General features: G+C 59.9%; 19 protein-coding genes and 2 tRNA genes. 6 read left to right on the top strand and 15 right to left on the bottom strand.

The genetic code is table 11. The features are described 5' to 3' along the window. Positions 1-120: 120 nt before the first annotated feature. The gene (locus GPK94_RS10350) at positions 121-807 is read left to right on the top strand and encodes an FCD domain-containing protein (protein WP_195278442.1); all 687 of its coding nucleotides are present in this window, start codon (positions 121-123) and stop codon (positions 805-807) included. Positions 808-1,010: 203 nt separating this feature from the next. Continuing rightward, positions 1,011-1,172, top strand: coding sequence for a hypothetical protein (locus GPK94_RS10345; RefSeq protein WP_235370174.1), 162 nt, complete (start codon positions 1,011-1,013; stop codon positions 1,170-1,172). 486 nt (positions 1,173-1,658) lie between these two features. On the opposite strand, the gene GPK94_RS10340 is transcribed toward GPK94_RS10345, so the two are convergent. The 7 genes from GPK94_RS10340 to GPK94_RS10310 all read right to left on the bottom strand — a co-directional run bounded on the left by GPK94_RS10340 (position 1,659) and on the right by GPK94_RS10310 (position 8,652). Then, positions 1,659-1,734 (bottom strand) — tRNA-Pro (locus GPK94_RS10340). 326 nt (positions 1,735-2,060) lie between these two features. Then, positions 2,061-2,615: a cupin domain-containing protein gene (locus GPK94_RS10335; RefSeq protein WP_101693005.1), complete on the bottom strand. Its 555-nt coding sequence runs from the start codon at positions 2,613-2,615 to the stop codon at positions 2,061-2,063. A 123-nt stretch (positions 2,616-2,738) separates the two neighbouring features. Next, positions 2,739-4,079: a GntP family permease gene (locus tag GPK94_RS10330; RefSeq protein ID WP_101693006.1), complete on the bottom strand. Its 1,341-nt coding sequence runs from the start codon at positions 4,077-4,079 to the stop codon at positions 2,739-2,741. Between the two features lie 16 nt (positions 4,080-4,095). Continuing rightward, positions 4,096-5,436 (bottom strand): D-serine ammonia-lyase, encoded by a 1,341-nt coding sequence (dsdA, locus tag GPK94_RS10325; protein WP_346728015.1) that lies wholly within the window; start codon positions 5,434-5,436, stop codon positions 4,096-4,098. A 349-nt stretch (positions 5,437-5,785) separates the two neighbouring features. After that, positions 5,786-5,861, bottom strand: a tRNA-Thr gene (locus GPK94_RS10320). Between the two features lie 129 nt (positions 5,862-5,990). Further along, positions 5,991-6,935, bottom strand: coding sequence for an L-lactate dehydrogenase (locus GPK94_RS10315; RefSeq protein ID WP_101693008.1), 945 nt, complete (start codon positions 6,933-6,935; stop codon positions 5,991-5,993). A gap of 103 nt (positions 6,936-7,038) precedes the next feature. Next, on the bottom strand, positions 7,039-8,652 hold the full coding sequence (locus tag GPK94_RS10310; RefSeq protein ID WP_215655718.1) for a potassium/proton antiporter: 1,614 nt from the start codon (positions 8,650-8,652) through the stop codon (positions 7,039-7,041). A 183-nt stretch (positions 8,653-8,835) separates the two neighbouring features. Between GPK94_RS10310 and GPK94_RS10305 the strand changes: the two genes are divergently transcribed. The 3 genes from GPK94_RS10305 to trxA all read left to right on the top strand — a co-directional run bounded on the left by GPK94_RS10305 (position 8,836) and on the right by trxA (position 10,377). Continuing rightward, positions 8,836-9,138 carry a metalloregulator ArsR/SmtB family transcription factor gene (locus GPK94_RS10305; protein WP_101693010.1) on the top strand — a complete coding sequence of 101 codons (303 nt, stop codon included), beginning with the start codon at positions 8,836-8,838 and terminating at the stop codon, positions 9,136-9,138. Next, positions 9,128-9,997, top strand: coding sequence for an NAD(P)/FAD-dependent oxidoreductase (locus tag GPK94_RS10300; protein WP_215655717.1), 870 nt, complete (start codon positions 9,128-9,130; stop codon positions 9,995-9,997). Before GPK94_RS10305 ends, GPK94_RS10300 begins: the two co-directional genes overlap by 11 nt. A 62-nt stretch (positions 9,998-10,059) precedes the next feature. Then, the gene (trxA, locus tag GPK94_RS10295) at positions 10,060-10,377 is read left to right on the top strand and encodes a thioredoxin (protein ID WP_101693012.1); all 318 of its coding nucleotides are present in this window, start codon (positions 10,060-10,062) and stop codon (positions 10,375-10,377) included. A gap of 57 nt (positions 10,378-10,434) precedes the next feature. Here the strand turns inward: trxA and GPK94_RS10290 are convergent, their stop codons facing one another. After that, complete coding sequence (locus GPK94_RS10290; RefSeq protein WP_215655716.1) at positions 10,435-10,815, bottom strand: DUF4363 family protein; 381 nt, start codon at positions 10,813-10,815, stop codon at positions 10,435-10,437. After that, positions 10,812-11,495, bottom strand: coding sequence for a DUF421 domain-containing protein (locus GPK94_RS10285; protein ID WP_215655715.1), 684 nt, complete (start codon positions 11,493-11,495; stop codon positions 10,812-10,814). The genes GPK94_RS10290 and GPK94_RS10285 overlap by 4 nt, the downstream gene beginning before the upstream one ends. A gap of 195 nt (positions 11,496-11,690) precedes the next feature. On the opposite strand from GPK94_RS10285, the gene guaA reads away from it, so the two are divergent. Beyond that, positions 11,691-13,232 (top strand): glutamine-hydrolyzing GMP synthase, encoded by a 1,542-nt coding sequence (gene guaA, locus GPK94_RS10280; protein WP_101693015.1) that lies wholly within the window; start codon positions 11,691-11,693, stop codon positions 13,230-13,232. A 137-nt stretch (positions 13,233-13,369) separates the two neighbouring features. Here guaA and GPK94_RS10275 read toward each other — a convergent pair whose 3' ends face one another. From GPK94_RS10275 to GPK94_RS10245, 6 genes are all read right to left on the bottom strand, one after another. Further along, the gene (locus GPK94_RS10275; protein ID WP_215655714.1) at positions 13,370-16,999 is read right to left on the bottom strand and encodes an S-layer homology domain-containing protein; all 3,630 of its coding nucleotides are present in this window, start codon (positions 16,997-16,999) and stop codon (positions 13,370-13,372) included. Between the two features lie 163 nt (positions 17,000-17,162). Further along, positions 17,163-17,762, bottom strand: coding sequence for a Crp/Fnr family transcriptional regulator (locus GPK94_RS10270; RefSeq protein ID WP_101693017.1), 600 nt, complete (start codon positions 17,760-17,762; stop codon positions 17,163-17,165). 164 nt (positions 17,763-17,926) lie between these two features. Beyond that, positions 17,927-18,169: a thioredoxin family protein gene (locus tag GPK94_RS10265; RefSeq protein WP_193536605.1), complete on the bottom strand. Its 243-nt coding sequence runs from the start codon at positions 18,167-18,169 to the stop codon at positions 17,927-17,929. A gap of 16 nt (positions 18,170-18,185) precedes the next feature. After that, a complete protein-coding gene (locus GPK94_RS10260; protein ID WP_346728014.1) occupies positions 18,186-19,469 on the bottom strand; it encodes a metalloregulator ArsR/SmtB family transcription factor in 1,284 nt (427 codons plus the stop codon). Positions 19,470-19,572: 103 nt separating this feature from the next. Beyond that, on the bottom strand, positions 19,573-19,806 hold the full coding sequence (locus GPK94_RS10250; protein ID WP_215655713.1) for a hypothetical protein: 234 nt from the start codon (positions 19,804-19,806) through the stop codon (positions 19,573-19,575). A 174-nt stretch (positions 19,807-19,980) separates the two neighbouring features. Further along, on the bottom strand, positions 19,981-20,601 hold the full coding sequence (locus tag GPK94_RS10245; protein ID WP_101693020.1) for a flavodoxin family protein: 621 nt from the start codon (positions 20,599-20,601) through the stop codon (positions 19,981-19,983). Between the last annotated feature and the right edge of the window lie 46 nt (positions 20,602-20,647).

Here is a 20,647-nt window from a genome sequence, read left to right as displayed (position 1 = left end):
TCGGCTTTTTTAAAAACGTGTTGGTCCTACCAGTTAGAATGAGTTGGTCGCACCTTTACAGTGGCCTTCTCCCTGTGCTATACTATTTGCATGTACATCATGCCAAGGAGGAAGATTTCCATGGCGGAACAGCCCAAATCCTATGAAAAAGTGCTCACCTATCTGGAGGATTCCTTGCGCAGCGGACAGCTGTCCCTGGGGGATCCCTTGCCTCCGGAGCGGGAGCTGGCCGAGCAGCTGGGCATCAGCCGCAACTCGGTGCGGGAGGCAGTTCGGCTGCTGGAGCATATGGGATTTATCGTCAGCAACCAAGGGGCCGGCAATTTTATCTGCTGCAACATCCAGCGCAATCTGCAGGACTCCTTTGACCTGCTGATGCTCCTGCAGCAGATCGACTACCGGAGGCTGGGGGAGCTGCGGGCGGGCCTGGAGCTGCAGGCCGCCCTGTTGGCCCTGGGGCGCATCACCGACGAGCAGGTCCGGGAGCTGTCCGGAATGGTGGAGGAGATGGCGTCCTGTTCCTCCAAGCGGGCCGCCCAACTGGATAAGCAGCTCCATGATACCATTGCCGCCATCTCAGGCAACGAGCTGATTATCCAGATTCACCGGGCCCTCTCCACCACTATCGACCGCTTCATCGCCGATATGCGCCGGCATATCCTGCGCAACTTCCAGACCGGCAACCAGCTGCAGTACGCCCACGAACAGATTGTGGACGCTCTGGCCCGCCGGGATAAGGCCCAGCTGATTCTGGCCATCAACCACCACTTCAATGTGATCAGCGCCAATATGGAACAGAACCTGTGACAAGATGTTTATCATGCAGAAAAAGACGCTCCCTGACCTTTACCGGCGATTCATTCCGGCGGGAAAGGAAACGCCTTTTTTGTTTCCATAGGGCGTACGGGAGAAAAGGGCAAGAAAAGTAATTGTTTTATCCCTCATATCCCGTATAATGGAGAAAACAGAGCCTAGAAGTTTTGGTTCTTGCATGGAGTGAGGAAAGCATCATGGCCAGAGTATCCACCAAAGAAAACAAGACCATTTACCAGCTGACCCGGGAGAGTCTGAAACTGACCCGGGAGGACGCCAGTGAGCTGTTGGTGACCATGTTTCCCGAGCGGATTGAGAAGATTGAAAATGAGCGCTCCATGCCCCATACCGTAAAATAGATTCAACCAAAGGGTTCCACACCCGAGTGACACGATTTGTCTGAGAGGAGGACCATATCTTCAATCATCCGAGCCCAAAGATCTTCTTTCCAAACATAGGATCGCTGGAAGAAGGGTACCTCTATAAGCGTGGAGTTATTAAATATACTTGTGATAATTGCTTTATGTGCATCCATAGTGAAACTCCTTATAAAACACTTCTGTATAGACTGTCGGCCTATCAGCATAATACGACAGCCTTGTCTTTATGCTATCATGTAACTATTATGAAAGGTAACATGATAATCGACTGACATACGCCAAAAAGTGAGATATTTTGTCGTTAGGGATGGGTTAGGGATTTGGCGGTTTCAGCGGCTATCCTCGCTCATGCTCCCGCCGCTTTTCTGTCCCTGAAATCGCCGCTGAACCGCAATCGTCCAAGAGACAAAAATAGAACAAAAAACGCAGAAAAACCGCCATTTCAGGCGGTTTTTCTGCGTAAAATGGTCCGAGTGGGGAGACTCGAACTCCCGGCATCTTGCTCCCAAAGCAGGCGCGCTACCAACTGCGCTACACCCGGTTATGAAATTGTTTTATCTGTGGTCTTACATGTGGTCTTGGTCGTTTCTTGACCAGCGACTTGGCGGAAATGGTTCCCGCTTCTGGTAGTGTCCCAGCGGGTTGTGGGGTTGGGCTTTTTTCCTCATGGATGGGCCCGGTATGCTCCCAAAGCAAGCGCGCTACCAACTGCGCTACACCCGGAAAAAAAGATAACCCACAAACAGGGGAGAGGGGGACTCGGATAAAAAATATCCATGCGGGGGCTCCGGAGAAAGAGACGCTGAAAGCCGCCGCGTGAAATCTTACGCGGCGGCTCTGAACGGATCGGTTGTCCCGCAAGACAACTCAAAAACTTGGCGGTGTAATGGCAAACACCGCTTTGAAATCAGAGTCGTAGCAGTTGACCCAGCGGTGGGGACTCATGGGAGGAATCCGGACAGAATCTCCGCTCTCCAGATGGTGCACGGTCCCGCTCAGGTGCAGATCAATCTCTCCGCTGATGATGTAGGCGACCTCTTCGCCGGTGTGCTCCCGGGGCACATCGGAGGAGGACACACCAGCCGGAATCTCCATCAGGCAGAATTCGATGGCGCCGCTGATGTCCGGCGTGAGGAGCTTATACATGACCTCTTCGCCGATGCGTCCGATGATGCGGTTCTCGCCCTTGCGCACGATGAGACGGTCGGCCTGCACATCGTCCTTAAAAAATTGGAACAGGGGCACATGGAGCGCCTCTGCAATATTCTTCAGGGCATTGATCGAGGGATTGACCGTATTGCTCTCGATCTGGCTGAGCATGGAGGGGGATAGTTCCGCCTGTGCTGCCAGCTCACGCAGGCTCATTCCGCTCTTTTTCCGGAATTCCTGCACTTTGATGCCAATATTGATCTCTTCCGCCATAAGTCGTTCCGTCCTATCGTGTGTTTATTTGCGATCGTTCCACGCGTAGGTACCATTATAACACAAACGGGCCCGGTATAAAACCGGGCCCGTAAAATTTCCCGCCGGATGCAGAACAGGAAATCAATGCAGGAAGATCAGGCTCAGGAGGAACACACACACGAGCGCGGTCAGGGATTGCAGAACACTGATGAGAGGAATGGTCTTATAGGCGACCGAGGTATCCATCTCAGAGGTCGTGGCGGTGACCCAGAAGAAGTCGTCGTTCCCGTGGAATACCATCAGGCCGCCGGCAGCGCAGGCCAGCATGGCGATGATGCGGCCCATGGGGGAGGCAAAGCCCAGGATATCCAGCAGAGGCACGATCATGGTGGCCGCAGTCACCATGGCGATGGTGGCGGAGCCGACGCAGGTGCGGAACAGGAAGCCGATCAGGAAGGGAGCCAGGATGCCGATGGCCAGACCGGAGAAGGTCTCGGTCAGGATGTCCTGGAGGGGGGAAGCCTTCAGCACGCCGGAGAATGCGCCGCCGGCGCCCACGATCAGGACGATCTGGCCCGCGGTGCGCAGAGCCTCGGCAAAGACACCGTCGAAGCCCCAGGCGGTCTTGTCCTCGGGGAAGATCTCATGGTAGCCAATAGCGGCAATGATCAGGCCAACCAGTAGGGCCACAGCGGGAGTGCCCAGGATGTCCATGACGCCCATGACGGCTTCAGGCCAGGTGCACATGTCGCCGATGGTCTTGATCAGCATGAGGGCAATGGGGGCCAGGATGGGGAGGAAGGCCATGACCGGGCTGGGCAGCTTCTGCTGCTCCTGGGTCTCGCCCACCTCTTTGGGCAGATAGTAGTACTTCTTACCGGCCAGCTGGGCGCCGAAGTAGCCCACCAGCATGACCGGAATGGAGACCAGAGCGCCGAAGAGGATGACCTGACCCAGATCGGCGCTGAGGATACCGGAGACGGCCAGGGGACCGGGCGTGGGGGGAACAAACATGTGCGTCGCGTGCAGGCCCATGCACATGGCGATGGCCATGGTGGTCATGGAGATCCGGGTGTCCTTGCTCAGACGCTTGGCAATGGGGCTGAGGAGCACGAAGGCCGAGTCACAGAACACCGGGATGGAGACAAAGTAGCCGGTGATGGCCAGGCCGAGGGCGGCATGCTTCTCGCCGGTGATCTTCAGGATGGTTTTAGCCATGGTCTCGGCAGCACCGGACTTCTCCAGGAGCGCGCCGGTGACGGTGCCCAGGGCGATGACCAGACCGATGTCCGCCACGGTGCCGCCCATGCCGCTGGTGAAGGCGGAGAGCATTTCCTCCATCCCCATGCCGGAGACCACGGCAAAGGTGACGGTGGTGGCGATCAGGGCGAAAAACGGATGGATCTTGAGCTTCACGGTACACAGGACCAGGACGACAACGGACAGGACGAGTCCGAGTATCACAAGTACATTCGGTGACATATCCCATATCCCCCCATCAATCCATGTGCGTGCTGAGATACTGATCCCAGATCTCGGCGGGTACCAGCCGTCCGCCGGTGGCCCAGGCGATCTGCACGCTGTTGGCCAGCTTCTCCTGGGTCAGGCCATGCCGGGCGCAGTAGTCCTTGGAACCCTCCAGTTCCAGCAGACCGCAGGGACCGGCGAAGGCGGCGCAGCTGGAGGGCTCGATGCGCTTATGCTCGGAGCGGTCCAGCAGGCGGAGATAGTCGTACAGCTTGCCGTCCTTCACGGTAAAATCGCCGGAGAGCAGGTTGCCCAGGATGCGGGTGACAAAGCTGGAGGGGCTGGCACAGGCCAGGCCGTCCGCCTCGGTGATGCCGGAGATACCGAAGTCATGGACGTTAGCCTTTTCATACTCCTTGGTGGCCATGCCCAGGAGCACAGAGGGGCAGAGGGTGGGCTCCACCAGGAAGCAGTGCACCGCGTCCTTGAACAGCCGCTTCAGGCCGTAGGACACGCCGCCGGGAGCGCCGCCCACGCCGGTGGGGATATAGACGATGAGGGGGTGATCCTCATCCACCGTGATGCCCAGTTCATCCAGCTGGTGCTTCAGCCGCTTGGCGGCCACCGCGTAGCCCAGGAAGAGGTCCACCGACTTCTCATCATCCACGAAATAGCTCATGGGATCGGCATCGGAGCGCTTCCGGCCCTCTTCCACCGCCTTGGAGTAATCGTCGGCGTACTCGATGACTTCCACGCCCTTGCTGCGCAGCAGGTCCTTTTTCCACTGCTTGGCATCGGCGGACATGTGGACCTTAACGCAGAAGCCCAGGGCCGCGCTCATGATCCCGATGGACATACCCAGGTTTCCGGTGGAACCCACCTGGACGGTGTACTGGCTGAAAAAGCGCTTCATGTCCTCATCGGCCAGCTTGGCGTAGTTGTCCTCCACGGAGAGCTTACCGGCGGCCATGGCCAGCTCCTCCGCATGCTTGAGTACCTCATAGATGCCGCCCCGCGCCTTGACGGAACCGGCGATGGCGAGATGGCTGTCCATCTTCAGCATCAGCCGGCCGGGAATGGCGCAGCCATAAGTCTCCTCCAGGGCCTTCTGCATCTGGGGAATGTCGGCCAGGGGAGACTCGATCAGGCCCTGGGTCTCCTCAGTCTCGGGGAAGCAGCGCTGGATGAAGGGCGCGAAGCGTGCCAGGCGCGCTTCCGCGTCAGCAATGTCCGCATCCGAGACCACCAGCTGGCACAGCCCGTCGGTGACGGAGAAGGGGAGATAGTCCGGGTTGATCCAAACGGTCTCCTTCTGCTCTGCGACCGCTCGGACGGTAGGGTCTGCCTGAATGTATTTCTGTGCGTCTACCATGTTCATTTCCTCCCGTTGTTCAGTATTATTTAACGCCTGTTCAACTGTGCGTTAAGTATATATTAACACCTGTTCATTGTCAAGCGGTAACTGTAATATCTGTTACAATATACACGAACGGAGCTGGTTTTTTGTCTAACTCATACAAGAGGATGGAGCGCCCGGGGAGGAGAACGGGCGCTTAGACTTGATTCAGAAGCAAAAAACGCGGGAGCACAGGCCCATAGCTTCGGGCAGCGCTCCCGCGTTTGCTTGCGGTTCCATGTTACGAAGATTCCCACAAACCCCTGGAAGGGGTGGGGGAGAAGAAAAAAGAAAGCCTCAGAACCATTGCGGCTCGGAGGCTTTCTGGAGCTGGAAACGTGACTTGAACACGCGACCTGCTGATTACGAATCAGCTGCTCTACCGACTGAGCTATTCCAGCATTGCGAAGAAAGAAATATGTCCTTGACGAATAGAAATAATACCATATATTTTCCATCCCGTCAACTGTTTTCATCCGCATTTTCAAAGAAAAGTCTGCCCGGGGCACGCCCGGGCAGACAGGACTGGATCAGAGGGGAAGGCGCTGCACGATGTCGCGCAGCTGTCCGGCGGAATTGGTGAGAGCCATGCGCTCGCTGCTGTTCAGAGGAATCTCCAGCACCTGTTCCACACCGTTTGAGCCGAGAATGGCGGGAATGCTGAGGGAGAGTTCCTCCAGACCGTACTCACCGTGGAGGACCACCGAGACCGGGAGGACCGCGTGCTCGTCTTTCACGATACACTCCGCAATGCGGCTGACCGCCATGGCGATGCCGTAGTAGGTGGCCCCTTTGCGCCGGATGATCTCATAGGCGCTGTTCCGCACCGTCTCATAGAGCGCCTGCATGGCGGCGGGGTCGTTCTGCATACCCCGCAGGCGGCAGAAGTCATCCAGGTTCAGCCCGGAGACATTGGAACCGCTCCACACGGCCAGCTCACTGTCACCGTGCTCTCCGATGATAAAGGCGTGGACGTTGCGGCTGTCCACCTGGAGGTGCTGCCCCAGCAGCTGCTTGAGGCGGGCGGTGTCCAGCACGGTCCCCGAGCCGATGACCCGCTGGGCGGGCAGGCCGGAGAGCCGCCAGGCGGCATAGGTGAGCACGTCCACGGGGTTGGTGACCACCAGCAGGATGCCATCGAATTTCCGTGCCCGGATCTGGGGCACGATGGACTGGAGGATCTGGATGTTGCGGCTGATGAGGTCCAGCCGGGTCTCGCCCGGCTTCTGGTTGACGCCGGCGGTGAGGACGATGAGGGCACAGTCGGTCACATCGTCGTAGGTTCCGGCGTAAATATCCATGGATGCGGCATAGGGGAGACCATCGCTCAGGTCCATGGCCTCGCCCTCTGCTTTGGCCTGGTCCACATCCAGCAGGACCATTTCAGAAAACAGGCCGCGCTGCATCAGCGCAAAGGCGATGGATGCGCCGACAAAACCACAGCCGATCACGGCTACTTTGCGGGGGTTCAACATGGGAATGCTCCTTTCCAAAGGTGAGAATGGATCTCGCTTCGAGACAGCGGCGGAGGATCACTGCTCTTAGCATATCCAAAGAAAGGAGCCTTTAGTAAAAAAGTTAAAAAGACGGTCCGGGGAGGGGATCGTCCGCCAGCACCAGCAGGTCCCCGGCTTGCAGGACCAGGTCGCCGGTGGGAATCAGGGTCTCCTCGCCCCGCAGGACCAGCAGAACGGAGGAGCCGCCCCAGTCCACCGCGGAGATGGGCTGGCCGGTCCAGTCGTGCTCCGGGCTGAGGATGACCTCAGAGAGGGAGAGCTGGGCGGTCTCCGCATAGGCCAGGGCGCTGAGAACCAGAATATCGCCGCTCTCCAGGGCGGTATCCCCCCGGGGAAGGATGCGCTCGCCCTGCCGCAGGACCATGGCGGCCCGGGTATCGGGGGGAAGAGGGGCCTCCCGCAGGGGGATGCCCTTCCAGGGGTGCTCCGCACCGATGGAGAGCTGAATAAACTGGATGGGGGTATCTTCACTGTAATCGCTGAAGGTCTTGAGGACGTCCTCCCGGTCGTCGATCATGTCCAGCCGCTTGGCGCACCAGGGGAGAAGGGTGCCCTGGACGCCAATGGAGAGGAGCACCACACAGAATACGATGTGGAACAGGTCCCGGGAGAGGCTGGCCTGGTCCATGACGGCCAGAATGGCAAAGACGATGGAGGTGGCCCCCCGCAGGCCGGACCAGGCCACCAGCATCTGCTGGCGGAAGGGCGCCCGGAAGGGAGCGAGGAGCAGGGCCACCGCAGCGGGCCGGGCCAGGAGGGTGAGAAAGAGAGTGACGGCAAGAGCGGTGGGCAGCACGGCGGGCAGGCGGGAGGGGAAGGAGAGCAGGCCCAGCAGGAAGAAGAGGGTAAGCTGCATCAGGCTGGTCACGCCGTCCAGAAAGTGCACCAGTTCCTTTTTCTCCGGCCACTTCTCGCCGCCCAGGATGATGCCCACCAGGTAGGCGCTGAGATAGCCGTTCCCGCCGATGGCGGTGGGGAGGGCGTAGGAGAAGAGGGCGATCCCCACAATGACCAGAGGGCCGTATCCGGAGGTGCCCCGGGGGAGGCGGCGGAGGAACCAGACCGAGAGAGCCGCCAGTCCTGCGCCGCAGGCCAGGCCGAAGAGGATCTGACCGGCGGCGAGGCGGAACGCCATGCCCGGAGTGAGACCGCCGCCCAGGAGGGCCAGCGCCAGACAGGTCAGCGTGTAGGAAAAGGGGTCGTTGCTGCCGCTCTCCAGCTCCAGCATGGAGGCGGTGTGGAAGCGCAGGCTCAGGCGCTTGGAGCGCAGAATGGAGAAGACCGAGGCGGCATCGGTGGAGCTGAGCACCGCGCCCAGAAGGAAGCTCTCCTGCCACGGGAAACGCAGCACCAGGGCGCAGAACAGGGCGGTCAGACCGGCAGTCAGCAGTACGCCCAGGGTGGAGAGCAGGATAGAGGGCAGGGCGACCCGGCGGGCGGCCTTCCAATTGGTTCCGAAGCCCCCGTAAAAAATAATGGAGAGCAGGGCCACGGTGCTGATCTGATTGGCAAAATCATAGTTTTCAAAGGAGATCTGTGCCAGGCCATCCGAGCCGAACAGCATACCCAGGAACAGGAAGGCCAGCAGTACCGGTATGCCTACGTGAGTCGAGAGCTTGCTCAGCAGCACACTGAGCAGAAGAATGGTGGCGATGAAGAGTAAAAGCAGCGTCAAAACGGGCTCCTTTCTTGGAATATGAGGTGGAAGATATGGATATTCTACCATAGAGACCGGAACGGGGGCAAGGGTGCGGCAGGGAGGGAGAGCACCTCCTGCTGGGGAACGGAAAAAAGTCTTGACAAATTTGAATATTAGAATATAATAATATTAGAATTAACCGAAGGGGAGGAAAGACGAATGAGCGAATGTCCATTTGAGGAGCGGGCGGAACTGCTCAAGGCCCTGGCGCATCCCCTGCGGCTGAAGCTGGTGCGGGGACTGCTGAAGTGCGGCTGCCGGAACGTGCGCTGCATGGAGGAAAAGACGGGGCAGTCCCAGTCCTGCATTTCCCAGCATCTGGCCAAGCTGAAGGCGGCCGGTGTGGTGCGCGCGGTGCGCAGCGGGAACGAGGTCTATTACGAAGTGGCTGATCCCAGGGCGGCGGCCGTGGTGGCCGCCCTCCTGGACGACTGTAAGGAGGAATATCACCTTGCGTTATGATATCATCGTCATCGGCGGGGGACCGGCGGGACTCTCCGCCGCGATCCAGGCCAGGACCCGAAACAAGCGTGTGCTGGTGGTGGGTGCCCGGACGGAGGACATTCCCCTCTGGAAGGCCGGACAGGTCGACAACTATCTGGGTATGCCGGGGGTCTCCGGCCGGGAGCTGCTGGAGCGGTTCGAGGCCCACGCCGCGGCGCTGGGCATGGAGCGGATGTACGGCCGGGCCCTCAACGCCATGCCGGTAGAGGATGGGTTCCTGGTCTCCGTGGGCAGCGAGGTGGTGGAGGGGGACGCCCTCATCCTAGCCACCGGCACGGCCCACGGGGCAAAGTATCCCGGCGAGGCCGAGCACCTGGGCATGGGCGTGAGCTACTGCGCCACCTGTGACGGCATGTTCTACCGGGGACGGGATGTGGTCGTGGTGGGCCAGTCGGCCGAGGCACCCGAGGAGGCCAATTACCTCCACGGCCTGGGCTGCAAGGTCACCTATGTGGCCAAAACCCGGCCGGATACCCTGGACGAGGCCATCCCCTTCCGCCGTGGCGTCAAGCTGGAGGTCGTAGGGGAGGGCAATGTGTCCGCTCTGCGGGTGGACGGGGAGGAGATCCCCTGTGCCTGCGTGTTCCTGCTGCGTCCCTCCGTGGCGCCCGGGGAGCTGCTGCCTGGTCTGGAGTTCCAGGACGGGTACATCGCAGTGGACCGAAACATGGCAACCTCCATCCCGGGGGTATTTGCGGCGGGAGACTGCACCGGGCTTCCCCTCCAGATCTCCAAAGCGGTGGGGGAAGGCCTCATCGCAGGCCACCGGGCGGCGGAATATCTGGACCGGACCCGGGAATCGGGCCGCAACGTGTGAGATTATTTGAAACAATAGAACGATAGAACGATTCATCCACAGGAAGAAAGGAAGTAAGAGATATGGCACTCTATCATTTCAATCAGCAGGGACTGGAAAAGGCGGTCAGCTCTGGAGAGCTGGTCATGGTAGATATGTGGGCGCCCTGGTGCGGCCCCTGCCGGATGCTGGGCCCCACCATTGAGAAGCTGGCTGAGCAGTACGACGGGAAGGCGATCATCGGAAAGCTGAATACCGACGAAAACCAGCAGCTGGCCATGCAGCTGGGGATCATGAGCATTCCCTGTGTCATCTTCTTCAAGAACGGCAAGGAGATCGACCGGAAGGTGGGCCTCATGCCCGCCCAGGCCTATACTGCCGTGCTGGACGCCAACCTGTAATAAGAAAAACAAGGGCGCCCTCCGACTGATACCCGGTCGGAGGGCGCCCGTTTGCCTTTAAAAGAGATTTTCCAGCGTGAGCTGCTCGGCCTCGGTGAGGAGCTTCAGGTCAGCCATGAGATGGGCGCTGGCGGCGGCGTATTCGCCCAGCTCCCCGGTGCGCAGAAGCTGAAGGGCCTCGTCAAAGCCGATCTGGATCTGATCAGTGTCCCCGTGCCGGAGGGTCACGTGGAGGTAGGTATTCTGGGCCAGCCACTGCTCTCTGGCCTGCCGGATCAGGTCCTCGGCCCGGCGGTTCTCCCCGGAGAGGGCGAGCGTTTCGGCCTGGGCCAGCTGGTCGGCCAGTGCGGTGGTGAAGGTCTCCAGGTGGTGGGAGTGCCACAGAGAGGCACCCAGGGTCAGCGAGAGCAGGGCCGCTGCGATCCAAAGCCGTTTCAAGAACTGCGCGCCTCCTTTGCCAGGAAATAGACCCCGCCCGCCTCGTCCACCGAGAGGAGGAAGACGTCCTGCACCCGGGTGATGTTGTGCTGGGCCATCTGGTGTGTGAGCCACTCCCTACTCAGGCCACGGGCCTGCAGATTGCGCTCCATGATCCGCCCGTCGTTGATGATGGGGAGGGGGAGTCCGGCGTCCTCCGGCTGCTGCCCCATCTGCCTGGGCGTGAGGGGGAGCTCCTCGGCCCGCAGGAGGACCGAGAGCTGGCCGTTGGTCTCCAGAATGGCATAGCGGATGGTGCTGAGGTCGGTGACCCCCTGGAGCCGCAGCTCTTCCATCAGCTCATCTAGGGTAAAGCGGTTGCGGCGCAGTTCGTGCTCCACGATCACGCCGTCCTCCACCACGATGCTGGGACGTCCGCAGAGCAGGGCCCGGAACCGGATGCTGCGCAGATTGAGCATGGAGATCACCATGGTGAGGGAGAGCAGGGTCAGGATGGGCACGATCCCCGCCAGGAGCGGGATGCCCAGATCCTGCATGGGGACGGCCGCCAGGTCGGCAATGATGAGCGCCAGGACCAGCTCCGAGGGTTCCAGCTCGCCCACTTGGCGCTTTCCCATCAGGCGGATGCCGATGATGATGAGCAGATATAGGATAATGGTACGCAGAAAGGTAATGACCAAAGCGCATCCTCCTCTCCTGAAATCCCTATCAGTATGACCGAGTGGTGTACTTTATATCCCTGTGCGCTTTGCACAAGCACACAAAAATGGGCCTGCCGAGGAGAAAGACAAGCCGAAGAACTTGTCAGGACGGCGGATATGAGGTAAAATAAAACGTAAATGCTTCAAAACTTATATCCAGAAAGGGAAGTGCGTATGTCCCATCAGCTTGTCATCGTACTGGATTTCGGCGGCCAGTACAATCAGCTCATTGCCCGCCGTGTCCGTGAGTGCGGCGTGTACTGCGAGGTAAAGCCCTACACCACGCCGCTGGAAGAGCTCAAGGCCCAGCAGCCCATCGGATTCATCTTTACCGGCGGCCCCAACTCGGTCTATGAGGAGAAGGCGCCCCATGTGGACCCTGCCATCTTTGAGATGGGGGTGCCCGTGCTGGGCATCTGCTACGGCTGCCAGCTCATGGCCCATACTCTGGGTGGACGGGTGACCGCCGCTCAGGACGACTCGGCCCGCGAGTACGGCAAGACGGAGACCTACTATGACACGTCCTGCAAGCTCTTCCAGGGCCTCCCCGAGCGGGGCATCTCCTGGATGAGCCACGGGGACTATATGGAAAAGGTGCCCGAGGGCTTTGCTCTGGTGGCCCATTCCGACAACTGCCCCAACGTGGCCATCGCGGACGAGAAGCGGGGCTTCTACGGCGTGCAGTACCACCCCGAGGTCAACCACTCCGAGAACGGTGTGAAGATGATCCGCAACTTCCTCTATGAGGTGTGCGGTGCGGTGGGCGACTGGACCATGGACGACTATAAGCGCACCGCCATCACCCAGATCCGGGAGAAGGTGGGCAGCGGCAAGGTCCTGCTGGCCCTCTCCGGCGGCGTGGACTCCTCCGTGTGCGCGGCCCTGCTGGCCGAGGCCGTTGGGGAGCAGCTCACCTGTGTGTTCGTGGACCACGGCCTGATGCGCAAGAACGAGGGCGACGAGGTGGAGGCCGCTTTCTCCAAGTGGGCCATGAACTTCGTGCGGGTGGATGCCGAGGCTCGCTTCCTGGAGAAGCTGGCCGGTGTGGATGAGCCCGAGCGCAAGCGCAAGATCATCGGTGAGGAGTTCATCCGCGTCTTTGAGGAAGAGGCCAAGAAGATCGGAACCGTGGATTTCCTGGCCCAGGGCACCATCTATCCCGACGTCATCGAGTCGGGCGCGGGTGATGCGGCTGTCATCAAGAGCCACCACAATGTGGGCGGTCTGCCCGACTATGTGGACTTCAAGGAGATCATCGAGCCTCTGCGCCTGCTCTTCAAGGATGAGGTCCGTCAGCTGGGCCGGGAGCTGGGTCTGCCCGAGTATCTGGTCATGCGTCAGCCCTTCCCCGGACCTGGCCTGGCCATCCGGGTCATCGGCGACCTGACCAAGGAGAAGCTGGACACCCTGCGGGATGCCGACGCCATCTACCGGGAGGAGATCGCAAACGCGGGACTGGATACCTCCATCAACCAGTATTTCGCCGTGCTCACCAATACCCGCAGCGTGGGCGTTATGGGCGACGGACGCACCTACGACTATACTCTGGCTCTGCGCGCCGTGACCACTTCCGACTTCATGACCGCCGACTGGGCCCGCATCCCCTATGAGGTGCTGGACAAGATCAGCGTGCGTATCGTCAACGAGGTGCCCGGCATCAACCGCATCTGCTACGACATCACGAGTAAGCCCCCGGCCACCATCGAATGGGAGTAACCCGGGCGTCCTGAAAAGCCTGAAAACACCGCTTTTGGAAGGCTTGGTGCTCTCTGCGGCAACGATTTGGCAACTATTTTTAAAATATAAGGGAGGACTGCTGAAAAGCAGTCCTCCCTTTGTTATGCTGTGGGAATTTACTTGGTGATCGTCAGGTCGCAGCTGCCGTCGTTGAGATTGGACAGCTCACCAATGAAGTAGATCACATCCACCGTGGCGGAAGGATCGCGGACGAACTGATAGCGGTCGTAGTTGGCCGGAGTCCGCTCGTTCCAATCCAAGCCGGTCTCCACATACTCGATGCCGTTATCGTAGCTGGAAACGTCATTGAACTCGCCGCACTGGAGCACACCGCCGCCGGTGATGGAGCCGGAGTTCACCAGAACAGTACCCGAGGCGACCAGCCGGGCGCTGGAGGCCACCGTGATGGTACCCATGTTGTAGGTCGAATACCCGGTGTTCTGATAGGAGAAGCTGCCTCCGTTGACGTTGAAGCTGCCGTAGTTCTCGCTCCGGCCGTTGATGTTGACCCGGCCGCTGCTCTCCACCACGGCGCCCTGCTGGGTAGTCATGCCGCCGTAGACATCGAAGCGGGCATAGGTACCCTCTACGAAGACCTGAGCGGTGGGCTCCAGCGTCAGACCGTCGTTGACTTCCACTCTGGCCTGGTGGCTCGTTGTGTCGGAAATGGTGACCGTACCGGCAAAGACGTTGGGAACCTGGCTCTCCGGGTTGCGGTCCAGGTAGAGCATGCATGCGCTGGAAATGGAGCCGCCCTCGTCCAGATGCATACCGCCCTTTTCGCTGTGGAGGCGGAGATAGCCATACTGAGGTACCTCCACCTTGCCGCCGGAGCGAACGGTGATGCCATCCTCCGCATTGACATTGGTATTGTAATAACGGTTCTGCTGCTCGCTCTGGCTGTTGGTGGACAGGACGCCGCCCTTGGCCACGATGAGGGAGCCGTTGTCCACCGACAGGTTGGCGGCCTGATTGGCGTCGCCCTCCAGGGTGAGACGGGCCGAGACGGTCAGGGAAGCACTGGAGAGATCCAGATACTGACCCGGACGCAGGGTAAGGTCCTCAGTAAGAACCACATCCTCCGTTCCGGTATAGGTGACCGCAGTGTACTCGTTGCCGCGGAGGATCTCCAATGCCTCGCTCCACACGGCGGTGTTGTAGTGCTTACGGGTATAGGAGGTGCCGCCAAAGTCCACGCTGAGCATCTGGCTTACCCCGTTGAGGGTGAGGGTGATGTCCACCGTGGCGATATCCTCGGAAGCGGGCTTCGCCGCGGTGAGAACTACCTTGCCATCCTCCAGAGCAGCCGACACAGGATATGTCTCATATTCGTCGGTCTGGTTGTCATAAATCTCCGCAGATACCTCGGGCACGCCGGAGAAGGTCTCACCCGCAAAGGGAGTGACTACGATCTTGAGGCCGGTATAGTCCTTTTCGGTGACATTGCTGCCGGAAACCTGGAAGATGTCATAGAAGCTGCCGTAGGTGTGCAGTTCGTAGGTCTCGACGCCGTCGACCCAGTTGCTGTTCAGATAGCCGTTGACCGTGCCCACAAAGTCGGGCAGAACGGTCTCGCCGGCCTTACCGCCGGTGAGGTAGTACTCCACGGTACCCAGACCGCGGTTGACGTCCTTGGTCTCCAGGCGGGTCTGGGTGTCGTAGTCACCGGGGACATCCTGGGCAGTGCGCACCACCAGGCGGGCGGACTGGAGACCCAGGACCTTGCCATCGGCGTCGGCCCACTTGATGTAGAGGACCTCGTTGGAGGTCAGGGGCTTGCCCTCAGCATCGGACACCTCGGCCACGATGCCGGGGAAGGCGTCAGAGACTTCCTTGTACTCGGTGGAAGCCATGGCAGCCTCAGCGGTGGGAGCCACAGCGGCCTTGACCGCGCCCTCCACCGGGGAAACGGCGAGGGTGTAGCTGAGATTGGCTGCATAGGTCACAGTGGGATCCACATAGATGGTCACGGTGCCGTTGGCCACCGTGGGCTCCTCGATCTCCTCGGGCTTCACGCCGGTGCTCCACGTGCCGGAGAGCTGCTCATTGGCGGCCAGCTCGCCCTTGACCCAGATGGCAGTGACCTTGATGTCCTTGATGATGTTCTCCTTGGCCAGGTCATGGTCCCAGCCGGCGAAAAGCCAGCCGTCCTTGACGGGAGGCAGGACATCCTTCACATAGCCGCCCAGCTTGACCTTCTGCGAGGGAATCTCAGTGCCGCCGTCAGTGTCAAAGGTGACGGTGAGGGGAGGCACGTTGCCGATGTAGATCCGGCTCAGGCCATTGAGGGTAAAGCGGATATACTCCACACCTTCGATGGTGACGACTTCGCCCGGTACGGCCTCTTCTGTGCCATCCTTATTGGTGTGGCTGGCGAAGAAGGTGTAGAGGCTCAGGTCGGCGTCAGATGCCAGGCCCAGGGCCTCCCGGGACAGGGTGACGGTGGTCTCGCCCACGGGGTGGACCTTCTGCTCAGCGCCGTCCTCCGTGGTCATGGAGAGATCCACATCCAGGGTCACCAGCTCGGGGGTCACCTCAGCCTCGGGGTAGACATTGGTGATGGCAGTCTGGATCTTGACGGACTCTTCTTCCGGGACTTCTTCGTCCGACTGGGTGACATCCAGAGAGAGGACAGCATCCGCGGGGATTTCGATCGTTTCGCCGCTTTCGTTGACGAATTTGGCGCCCTCATCCACGACAACAGGGGACTTGTCGGGATCGGTCTCGCCCGGATCCACCTGCGCGACCACCTTGCCGGTGGCGGCGCTCGTCACGGTGCCGGAGTAGCTGCCGGTGCCGGTGGCCTCAGCGGTAATGGTCTGGCCCACATCCAGGGAGGACACGGTGTAGACATTCTCGGAGGACTTCTCTACACCACCCACCAGCCAGCGGATGGAATAGACCGAATCCTTGGGGGAGACATAGGTGTAGAGCTCATCACCGGAGTGCAGGGCAGCGCCGGTGACATCCACCTCATTGCGCAGGATGTAGATGCCGGACAGGGCAGTGGTGGTGCTTCCGCCGCCGCCTCCACCGCCGCCGCCGGAGGGCTTGGTGGTGGGTGTGGGCTTGGCAGGCTGGACCAGCTCGTCGGTCTTGTCCATCAGCTCGTCCATGATGACGGCCACGGAGGCACGGGTGGCGGTGGCGCTGGGATTAAAGACATTGCCGCCCACGCCCTTGACCAGACCGAGGGCCTGGGATAGATAGACCGCATCCTTGGCCCAGGCGCTGATGGCGGCGTCGTCATCGAACTTGCCGGAGGCCTGATAGCCGCTGAGGTCATAGCCCATGTAGTTCAGGAAACGAATCAGGAAGGCACACATCTGCTCCCGGGTGACCAGCTCATCGGGGGCGAAACGGGTGTCGCTGTATCCGGCGGTGACGCCGGACTTGACGGCCCAGGAGACAGCCTGGGCATACCAGGCGTCAGCGCTCACATCCTGGAAGGAGGCATCGGCGCCGGTGGGCGCGGGACCGTCCAGCTTTTCCGAGAGACGGTAGAGCACGGACACGAACATGCCACGGGTCATACTCCCGTCGGGATCAAAAGTGTCCGCGTCGATACCGCTGAACAGTCCGGCATTGACCACATCGGTAATGGCCTGCTGGCCCCAGTGGCCCTGAATGTCCGAAAAGGAGACCGCTTCCGCCGCCAGGGCGCCGGTGGGCAGGATACCCGCCAGCATGGCTGTGGTCAGAAGGGAGGCCAGTCCCTTTCGGAGATCTGTCTTTTGTGGTTTCATCTCTCCAACTCCTCTTACTGGTTTAGAATGGGACATGCGAAGGGGACGCGATCATACCATGCAATCAGCTCCTTGCATCTGGTCAGGGCAGCATATCCGGATTCCCACGGCGATGAAATATGCCGGCCGTGGGGACTGAGCCGCGGCGGGGGCCGCACAGGGATCAACGCTCCGGATATGAGTCGGACACCAGTTTTTCACGCAGCGCGGTCCGCTGGCGGCTCAGTGTGGATGGATTCATGCCCAGAAACGAGGCAATGTACTTGTTGCTGACCTTTTGGATCAGGCCCGGGTAGGTCTGCAGGAACCACTGATACCGCTCCCGGGCGGTGTACTGATACATGGCGATTTTCAGTTCCCAGTGCATTTTTGTGGACTCCATCAGCAGGTTGTAGGCATATTTCAGCAGCTCCATACTGGTCTCCAGGTGATAGGACACAATGGAGAGCGGAATGGTCAAAATCGTCGAATCGGTCAGGGCCTCGATGCTGATGGGGGACGGGACCGTAATATCGGGCCCGGGCATGGCAGGCGCCCCGGTACGGAAAGCAAAACAGTCGGTGACCTCCTGGCCGTTGGCGTCCAGAAAAAATCCGCGGATGATACCGTCGATCAGAAATGAGACATAGACTTGAGGCTCTCCCTGACGGATGAGAAAGGAGCCTTTGGGCAGTGCGTGGATCTCGATCTCATTGAGCAAATCATCGGTTAAAATGCTGGCGGGAACGTGCAGAATATCGGCCACATAGCCCTTCATATCCATGTGCATCCCTCCCAATTGTTTTTGCTTTTATTATACCATTTTTAGGAACAGATGCATTGATACAGGTCAATTTAGCAGGTTAATTGGTGAAATAAAAAGAAGGCTTTCCGGTATAAACCGAAAAGCCTTGAAAGTTGGAAATAAAATGATTTGCGAAAGGGGGCTTACGACAGATACGGGCGCAGCAGATCCACGATCTCGCCCTTGCTGGCGATACGTCCGGCGATGAGGAGCTTGCCGTCCACCATCAGGGAAGGGGAGGACATCACACCCAGGGACACGATCTCCATCAATCCCTCCACCTTTTCCACCGGGACCTCCACGCCCAGCTCGGACAGGGCCTCCAGCGTGTTGGTGTAGAGCTTGCCGCACTTGTCGCATCCGGCACCGATTACCTTGATATCCATATCCATGACCTCCTGATCAGTTGCGCAGTTTCATCTCCTGCCCGACACAGGTCTCCCAGGCAGAGAAGATATGTTTGATGACGGCCGGACCGATCCGGGAAATAAAGACCAGTTGGGAGAGCTCCTTTTCCTCACAGGGCTTCCAGTCGATGCGGGAGCCCACCAGATCCACCTGGTTCCAGCCCTCGTCCGCCAGGTGGAAGAAGCCCTTGCAGCGGTAGAGATCGGACTGGATCTCCCGGAGGAAGGCGGTGAGCTGCTCCCGGGTCACGGTCCCGGAGAAATCCATGAAGAGGGTCTTGGGCTTGGTCTCCGCGGAGTTGGTGGTCTCTTCGCCCTCTGCCCACTGATAGAGGAGCAGGTCGTCCTGAAGGAACTGGGGCGAGAGGGAGCCCATCTGGCTCTGCTCGATGGGACAGACCGGGTTGATCTCCCGGATGGCCCGGACCACTTCCTCCAGCTGAGCGGGGGAGACCAGGTCGGTCTTGGTGATGACCGCCAGGTGGCAGTGCTTGAGCTGCCGGTTGACGGTCTCCAGGTCGCCGCGCTGCTCCAGGAAGTTTACGGCGTCCACCAGACAGATCACGCCCCGGAACTCGTAGGAGGCGCCGGCCGCCACCTGGGCCGCCTGCAAAATCTCCTCCACATTGGAGGGATCGCCCAGACCGGAGCTCTCCACAAAGAGGTACTCCAGGTTCTGCGCGGCCATCTCGGCCAAGGCCTGGACAAACTGGAGCTTGAGGCAGGAGCAGAAGATGGAGCCGCGGTTGACCTCTACCATCTGGATGTTGTCATTGCGGAGGATGGTGCCGTCGATTCCCAGCTTGCCGAATTCGTTCTGAATGACGCCGATGCGGCGGCCCTGGAGCGCATCCAGGAGGCGGAGGAGCAGGGTGGTTTTTCCGGCGCCGAGGAAGCCGGTGAGGACATAGAGCTTGGTGCTGTGTTCTGTCTGCATGGCGGGATCTCCTTTCAAAGTGGTGCCTGGGGCAGGGGCCTCCGGTCCGGCGGGACATGCGGCCGACTCCAGGGCGTCCATCAGGCCGTCGATGGCCTGGCGGACGCTGTGGAGGGTGTCGCGGTTCAAGGTGTAGTGGGTCCAGCGGCCCCGCTTCTCCGGGATGGCAAGGCCTGCGCCGCACAGGAGCTTCATATCGTGGGAGAGCGTGGGCTGTGTGATGGAGAAGGCCTCCAGAATCTTGCAGGCGCACAGGGGCTGCTGGGAGAGCATGGAGAGAATTTGCAGCCGCTTGGGGTCAGCCAGCGCTTTGCATACTTTGGCCAATTCTTCGTGGGTCATACACGGCCCTCCTCTTACCTGAATAAATAGAAAAATATCGATATGTTATGAACGGATTATACCACACAGATAGAAGAACGTCAATATATGATGAGAGACAGGATCAGGAGTCCAGCTCATCCAGCTGGTCCATCAGATCGTCGGCCTGGTCCTCCAGCTCTTCCCGGCGGTCGCCCCAGACCTCATAGGCCTCGCTCTCCATATCCTCCGGCTCTTCCAGATCCAGCCGGGCAATTTCCTCCTTTACCTGGGCCAGCTGGGCGAGAAGGGCCTGTCTGCGCTCCTCTTCCGGCGCGGCGGGGGAGCGGAAGGAAGTGATGTCGATGATGTCAGCCATAAAAAGCTCCTTTCCTCTGTCGCTCGGACAGAACATCCTTACATGGGCCGAAGCGCAGTGCTCCGGCAGACCCTATTATAATGGGAGGAGCACCGGGCGGCAAGTCCCGTACGCCCTCCCGCCGGCAAAAGAAAACCCGGCCTGCACAAGCAGGCCGGGCAATTCATCCTTGTATTACTCCTTGGCGGGGGCCAGGAGCTTGGTGAGCATGGCCACCTTGCGGCCGATGCCCTGGGCCTTCTCCAGACCCTCGGGATCGTCCATGGTGCCCGAGCCGTCGCCGGGATTCCACAGACTGGCGCCGGCATAGACGCAGACGCCGCCGTTGCAGACCGTGATGCCCTGGGTGTGATAGAAGCCCAGGATCCCGTTGATGGCCATTTCCTGGCCGCCGTTGCGGGTGCCGCCCACGGCGATGGCGCCGCCCACCTTGCGGGCGAAGAAGTCGGGGTTGTCCTTCAGAATGGTCCAGGTGGGACGGAAGCGGTTGAAGAAGGTGGCCAGCTGGGCGGTGATATTCATCTCATACACAGGCGTGGCGATGATGTACCCGTCTGCGTTATAGAACTTTTCATAGAGCTCGGTCATGCCGTCGTCCTTATAGACGGGGCAGTAGGTGACCCCCTGCTTGGTGCACTGGTTGCAGTGGATGCAGAAATTGAGCTTGCGGCCACGGAGCTCCACCAGCTCGACTTCCACGTCGCCGGTGGCCTCGGCGGCCTCGAGAGCGGCCTTCAGGGCGGTGTAGGCAGATTTTTTGCGGGGGCTACCACAGATACCAAGAATTTTTACCATGAGAGATGCGCTCCTTTCGTTGATCGGTCTATACCGGGAAACTGCC

This window comes from Pseudoflavonifractor sp. MCC625, from assembly GCF_018784545.1.
In the GTDB taxonomy this organism is placed as follows: Bacteria; Bacillota; Clostridia; order Oscillospirales; family Oscillospiraceae; genus Pseudoflavonifractor_A; species Pseudoflavonifractor_A gallinarum.
Note: the sequence above shows the minus strand (reverse complement) of the source record. Positions and strands in the feature narration are given on the sequence as shown.